Source organism: Novipirellula herctigrandis, from assembly GCA_007859835.1.
In the GTDB taxonomy this organism is placed as follows: domain Bacteria; phylum Planctomycetota; class Planctomycetia; order Pirellulales; family Pirellulaceae; genus Novipirellula_A; species Novipirellula_A herctigrandis.
Genome location: SJPJ01000001.1, coordinates 5379246 through 5385245 on the forward strand (window position 1 = coordinate 5379246; position 6000 = coordinate 5385245).

The window sequence follows — 6000 nt, forward strand, 5'->3', positions numbered from 1 at the left end:
TTTGGGATTTGGTGTTCTGGACTCATCGTGCAGCACCTGGGATTTCACTTTTTGTTGTGTTATTTGCACTTTTGGAGTTGGCGAGTGGATGTTAGGTCCTACAGTTAACAATCGAAAAACTCATCTGAGTTAGACAGTTCCGCAACGAATTCGAACAATTTGGACTGTTCGTGCATTGTAAAACGTTCTAGTAAACGTCCATAACGTGCAGCTTTTGTTTCGTTTTCCTCATCGAGGGCCTTGTGTTGGCAGCTCCACTTCCCCTTTTTTCGCCGAAGCAGATAGCAGACTCGATGCAAGTTAGCGAGTCGTCGGTGAAGCGATGGTGCGACCGAGGCGTGATTCCGACCATTCGGACCGTTGGCGGCCACCGCCGAATCACACTCGAAGGTCTGCAGAAGTTTTTGCGCGAGACGAATCGGTCGCTTTGTCATCCCGAGGTTTTGGGGCTTCCATCGCTCTGTTCGTGTCGTAAGACGCACATCCCTGGAGGCAACGATCCCGATCAATGTGTTTTTCGCGCGGCACTCGCAACTGGGGACGAGGAAACCTGTCGAAAAGTTTTACTCTCTCGCGTTGAAGCCGGTTCCACGCGTGCCGAAGCCGCAGAAGACCTGATTGCCGATGCGATGCATGGGCTTGGGGAAGCGTGGGATTGCAAGGAAATCGATGTCTACCAAGAACGGCGTGCTTGCGATATCAGCCTTCGACTGATTGCCGAATTACGGAGTCAAATCGAATCTCCGCCGTTGACAGCAGCGACGGCGGTAGGAGGTGCTCCGGCGAACGACTATTATCAATTGCCAACGGCGATGGTCGAACTTGCCCTTCGTGAGATTGGCTGGAACGCTATTAATTTGGGAAGCAATTTGCCACTGGAAAGCTTTCAACAGGCGGCTCACGATTGTGATGCAAAAATGGTTTGGTTAAGTGTTTCGTCGATCGAGTCGCCGGCAATGTTTGTCACAGAAGAAAACCGACTTGCTCGATCGCTTGGGGAACATATTTCGTTGTTCATCGGTGGTCGCGTCATCGATGAAACAATGCGATCGAAGTTATGCTATACCGCTTGGTGCGATAATTTGCGGCAACTTGTAGAACTAGCATCGATGGACCAATTTGCTGAAAACCACATCACTACCCAGGATTCTGCGCGGCGATAGAATGGTCGCCATGAGTGATAATAGGTTAGGCCGAAGCAAGCACGACGAGGAACCGGTCGTTGCGCCAACATCGCAAGCTTATTCCGCTGCGAAACGGCTTTACGCGAAAGTCGTTTTCTATCCCACACTTGCGTGGAATTTCACGCTGGGGCGAATCCTTCGAATCCGGCATTGGTGGGATTACATCGACGATCATGTCATTGTCGGTGCTTATCCTTTTGTCCGTGACGTTCCCGGGCTAGCGGCCGAGGGAGTCAAGGCGGTTGTCAACACATGCGAAGAGTATCTTGGACCGCAGGAAGCCTACAAAGCATATGGCATCGAGCAGTTCCACATGCCAACGACTGACTTTACTCATCCAAGTCTTCAAAACGTCTGCGATGCCGTTGAGTTTGTTCAAAGACATGTTGCCGAGAATCAAACCGTCTACATTCACTGCAAAGCGGGGCGAGCGAGAAGTGCAACCGTGGCAATGTGTTGGTTAATCAAATATCGCGGCCTTTCGATTCCCGACGCTCAAGCGAAACTATTGCAAGCTCGGTCGCACATCAATCCACGTTTGGGCGACCGACCGGTTGTAAAGCAGTTCGCGGAACAAATTCAGCAGTGAGTTTTTCTTCGAAAACGCGAAGGGGCCCCCCGAATTCTTTCCCCCTGGCAGTCGCTAGGCCTCATAATCACACGCGTACACCTGATGTCGAGGTGAACTAAATGTCTGGGCAAAGCGGATATTTGGGTGAACCAGATATTTGGGCGATGACGTCACTCAGGAGAACGCGGAACTCAGGAGAACGCAGATGGAAAAGGACCCAATCGTCGACGATCTTCAGCAACAAACGTACCCAGAAATGGATGACGAATCATTTGTGGATCGCGAAACGGCAATGATCTTGCGACTTTCTCTTCTTCCTGGTCTTGGGCCTCGCACGTTGACGGCGCTGCTGGACCGCTTTGATTCCGCGGAGGGTGTTTTTTCGGCGCGCGAAGCCGAATTGGCAAGCGTACATGGTGTCGGTGCGAAAATGATCCACACCATTCGGACCGCGTCTCACTTTGTGGATGTTGATTCGATCGTCCAGTGGTGCAAAGAGAACGAAGTATCACTGCTTCGGCCTGGCCAGCCTGGATTCCCACGTCCGTTGGACGATCTTGTCGACACGCCTCCGGTTTTGTTTGTTCGCGGTAAGGTTCTCTCACAAGATGAAATCGCTGTTGCGATTGTCGGTACTCGGCATGCGTCGGTGTATGGACTCAAGCAAGCGGAACGTTTTGGTTATTCGTTGGCCAAAGCGGGCGTCACGATCATTAGTGGGATGGCACGTGGTGTTGACGCTGCGGCACATCGGGGGGCACTCAATGCGGATGGACGAACCATCGCGGTACTAGGCAGTGGGCTTGGACAAATCTATCCACCCGAGCACAAGGGGCTTGCCGATACGATTCAGCAGAGCGGAGCAGTGGTCAGCGAATACGGGCCCTTTGCGAAACCCCATGCAGGCATGTTTCCTCAGCGGAATCGCTTGATCGCGGCGATGGGATTGGCGACGCTTGTCATCGAAGCGCCCGACCGAAGCGGAGCGTTGATTACGGCACGATTGGCATGTGAAATGAATCGTGAAGTATTGGCAGTGCCTGGACCCGTCAGTAGTCGCACTTCACGCGGGTGCAATCAATTGATTCGCGATGGGGCCCGGCTTGTGCAAACCGTCGAAGATGTTCTCGAGGAACTTGGCCCGATGTTCCAAGCTGTCGAGGCAGAAGATGGACGCACGGTTCGCAACGCTTCGGAACTGATTCTGAACGAATTGGAACGCGAAGTCCTCGGTGCGATCGAGGATACCAGCACACCGATCGATCAGGTCATCGCCAAGACCAATCTGCCAGCGCACCGCGTCATTGCGACCATCAGTGTGTTGGAGATGCGATCTCTCATTCGCCGATTGAGCGGCCAATATGTTTCGCGGATTTAGTGATCCCAACGAATTCAAATCAAATGGTCTTCCAATTCGTATTGCGGTTGCCCCCTTATTGAAATTGCTTGTGATCCAGGGTGCGTTCCGATACGCTATGGCTCTCTGCTTCCTGTTATCCCACCGGCCATCACGATAGGCAGTCACGTTATGAACCATCTTGACTCATGCCGCTTAAGCCAAGATTCAGAACCCGATTCGAAGGCAAGGCTCTATGATCAAAGATTTGCTCGTTACACCACCGCGATGCGAAACGAGATGCCTGACCGCGTTCCTATTCGCCCTTTTGTAGCCGAGTTCACGGGCGTTTACGCTGGCTACACCTGCCAAGATTTGACGCACAGCTACGAAAACGCATTCGATGCTGCCTGTCAATGTGCAGCGGGTTTCGATTGGGATGCCGTTGTCGCCAATATGGTCTACGTATGGACCGGGCTCGCTCAATCGATAGGGTTGAAGTACTACGCCATCCCTGGGATTGATATTCCCGCGGAAACCGGATTCCAGTATCGCGAACCGAAACAAGAAGACGCTTTCATGAAGGCGGATGAATATGACGCCTTGATCGAAGATCCGACAGGATTCCTCTACAACGTTTGGCTGCCTCGCGTTGCCGACCAAATTACACCAATCGGTCAGGCGAGCACGACGGACAATAACCTTGCTATGGTTAAAACCGGCATGGCAATGATGCAATACTTCAATGCTTTCGGCCCGCAAGTCGACCGACTGAGAGCGGAGTGTGGCACCGTGTCGGCGATCGCCGGCATCCTAAAGGCTCCGATGGATATTTTGGCAGACAAACTGCGTGGCTATTTAGGTTTGGTCGACGATTTGTTCGAGCGTCCCGAGAAGGTGCTGGCCGCGTGCGAGGCTCTTGCCCCGCATTTAGCCCATGTGGCCAAGATGACGGGGGATCCATCGCGAAACGTTCCGGTGACGATATGGATGCATCGCGGTGGCGTGCCATTCGTTTCACCCAAGATTTTTAAAGAAATCTATTGGGCGACATTGAAGCCAATCATTCAAGACCTCTGGTCCGAAGGATTGCAAACCTTGTTTTATGCCGAAGGAAATTGGGACTTCCATCTCGAGTCGTTCGCGGAACTGCCTGATCGCAGTATTGTTTATCATGTTGATCAAGGTGATATTTTCAAAACTCGCGATGTTCTTGGAGACAAATTTTGCCTGAGCGGTGGTGTGGCGAACACATTGTTGTCGATGGGAACCCCCGAAGAGATTCGGGGGCGATGCAAAGAGATCATTGACGGAGTGGCCAAAGAAGGTGGCTACATCATGGACGCTAGTGCAATCGTACAAAACGATGCAACAGTGGACCGAATGCGGATCTTGACCGAAGCCACATTGGAGTACGGTGTCTATTCTCGCGGTCACAGTACACCGCCGGCGACTTCCGGTGGCCCGAAACCGCTGCCAGAGGATGCGAAGCCGGGAACGTTTTTGTCGCCACCGCCAAAAGGCAAGTTGCAGCCGGGTGAATGTTACCCATGGGAAAAGAAGCGAGCAGAGATCGGAGAAATCCAAGGTGATGAAGCAATTTGTCGCAAGACATGGCAAGACATCGATGCGCTCGGCAACATGTTTATCTGGCAACTGCTGTTGTCGTTCTAAGTCGAAATTGGTTGTACTGGATAGACCCCCCCAAAAAAACAGAGTTGCATTGGCCACCGTTTACTGGCCGACGGTTTGCATCACGGAGTGATTCGGTGATGGAGCGAGGGGCCACATTAAGCATATCTGGAATGCTTTCAAACATGCGTCATGTTCATCGTCCGACAATTGCATGTTTGCCAACGCATGGCATTGCTTACTCTAAAAGTCAGTGACCTCGCCCTATCGATCGAAGGTAGACGATCCCACGCCATTAGACACGCCGAAAAGAGTGGGTTTCTGACAAAATACTCTTCAAAAGCTGTTAAGAACTCCAGTTCCGCCGCTATTAAATTCGGGTAAAAGTCCTCAAGAGTCTCTTGATGGATTCTGTGAATGCCTTTTCTTTTTTTTGGGGAGTATGGAAAATGGTTGAATTTCGCAAAAAGCGGGTTTTACGCTCGTGGAATTATTGGTGGTAATCGCCATCATTGGCGTCCTTGTTGGATTGCTGTTGCCTGCTGTTCAAGCGGCCCGCGAAGCAGCTCGTCGTATGAGTTGCAGTAACAATTTCAAGCAACTTGGGTTGGCCGTTCACAATTACCATTCGGCTTATGACAGCCTTCCTGGTCAGATGGTTGGTTCTCGAGGCGGCAACTATGGCGACAGCCTAGCAAGCAACGGACTTCGGTTGGGTTGGTTGGTTGGGGTCTTGCCGTTCATCGAGCAGCAAGCCGTTTGGGAGCAAATCAGTAATCCACTCGGAATCAACACCGACCTCACACCAAGAACGCCTCCATGGCCAGCAATGGGTCCTCGACCTTGGCGGTCCGATTACCTGCCCTGGATCACCGAGATTTCGTCCTTGCGTTGTCCAAGCGATCCTGGCAAAGGACTTCCTGCTTTGGGCCGGACCAACTACGCTGCCTGCCTCCGCGACGCGGTTGAGTACACGGACGTCGGCAAGTACCGATGGGGGACTCCTAACGAAATTCATTCCGATAACGCCAATCAGATCCGTGTCGCAGGCCGAGGGATGTTTGTTCCGCGTGAATACATGGCTTTCCGAGATGTGCTTGATGGTTTGTCCAATACGATCATGGCCGGTGAAATTGCAACCGACCTTGGCGACCGTGACGTGCGAACCGCACCAATCGACGGACCTGGTTCGGGACCTCTTCGCGACAACCCATCATGGGCCGAAGACAATGACAAGATCGACCCACTTCGTCCGCAGTTTTGGCGTGCAGGCGAAA

Annotated in this window: 5 protein-coding genes; all 5 read left to right on the top strand. The window is 52.3% G+C overall.

Going from position 1 to position 6000, the window contains the following annotated elements; translation table 11 throughout:
* Positions 1 to 242: 242 nt before the first annotated feature.
* Positions 243 to 1163, top strand: a complete 921-nt coding sequence (locus CA13_RS19675) for a helix-turn-helix domain-containing protein (RefSeq protein WP_419194595.1) — start codon at positions 243 to 245, stop codon at positions 1161 to 1163.
* Positions 1164 to 1173: 10 nt separating this feature from the next.
* Positions 1174 to 1773 (top strand): dual specificity protein phosphatase family protein, encoded by a 600-nt coding sequence (locus tag CA13_RS19680; protein ID WP_146399513.1) that lies wholly within the window; start codon positions 1174 to 1176, stop codon positions 1771 to 1773.
* A 187-nt stretch (positions 1774 to 1960) separates the two neighbouring features.
* The gene (gene dprA, locus CA13_RS19685; protein ID WP_146399515.1) at positions 1961 to 3133 is read left to right on the top strand and encodes a DNA-processing protein DprA; all 1173 of its coding nucleotides are present in this window, start codon (positions 1961 to 1963) and stop codon (positions 3131 to 3133) included.
* Positions 3134 to 3283: 150 nt separating this feature from the next.
* Positions 3284 to 4765, top strand: a complete 1482-nt coding sequence (locus CA13_RS19690) for a uroporphyrinogen decarboxylase family protein (protein WP_146399517.1) — start codon at positions 3284 to 3286, stop codon at positions 4763 to 4765.
* A 454-nt stretch (positions 4766 to 5219) separates the two neighbouring features.
* On the top strand, positions 5220 to 6000 hold a 781-nt coding region (locus CA13_RS19695), incomplete at its 3' end, for a DUF1559 domain-containing protein (protein WP_419194596.1).

Coding starts and splice junctions, on each gene's coding strand:
- CA13_RS19680 (WP_146399513.1), top strand. CDS start 1,174: ATGAGTGATAATAGGTTAGGCCGAAGCAAGCACGACGAGGAACCGGTC.
- dprA (WP_146399515.1), top strand. CDS start 1,961: ATGGAAAAGGACCCAATCGTCGACGATCTTCAGCAACAAACGTACCCA.
- CA13_RS19690 (WP_146399517.1), top strand. CDS start 3,284: ATGAACCATCTTGACTCATGCCGCTTAAGCCAAGATTCAGAACCCGAT.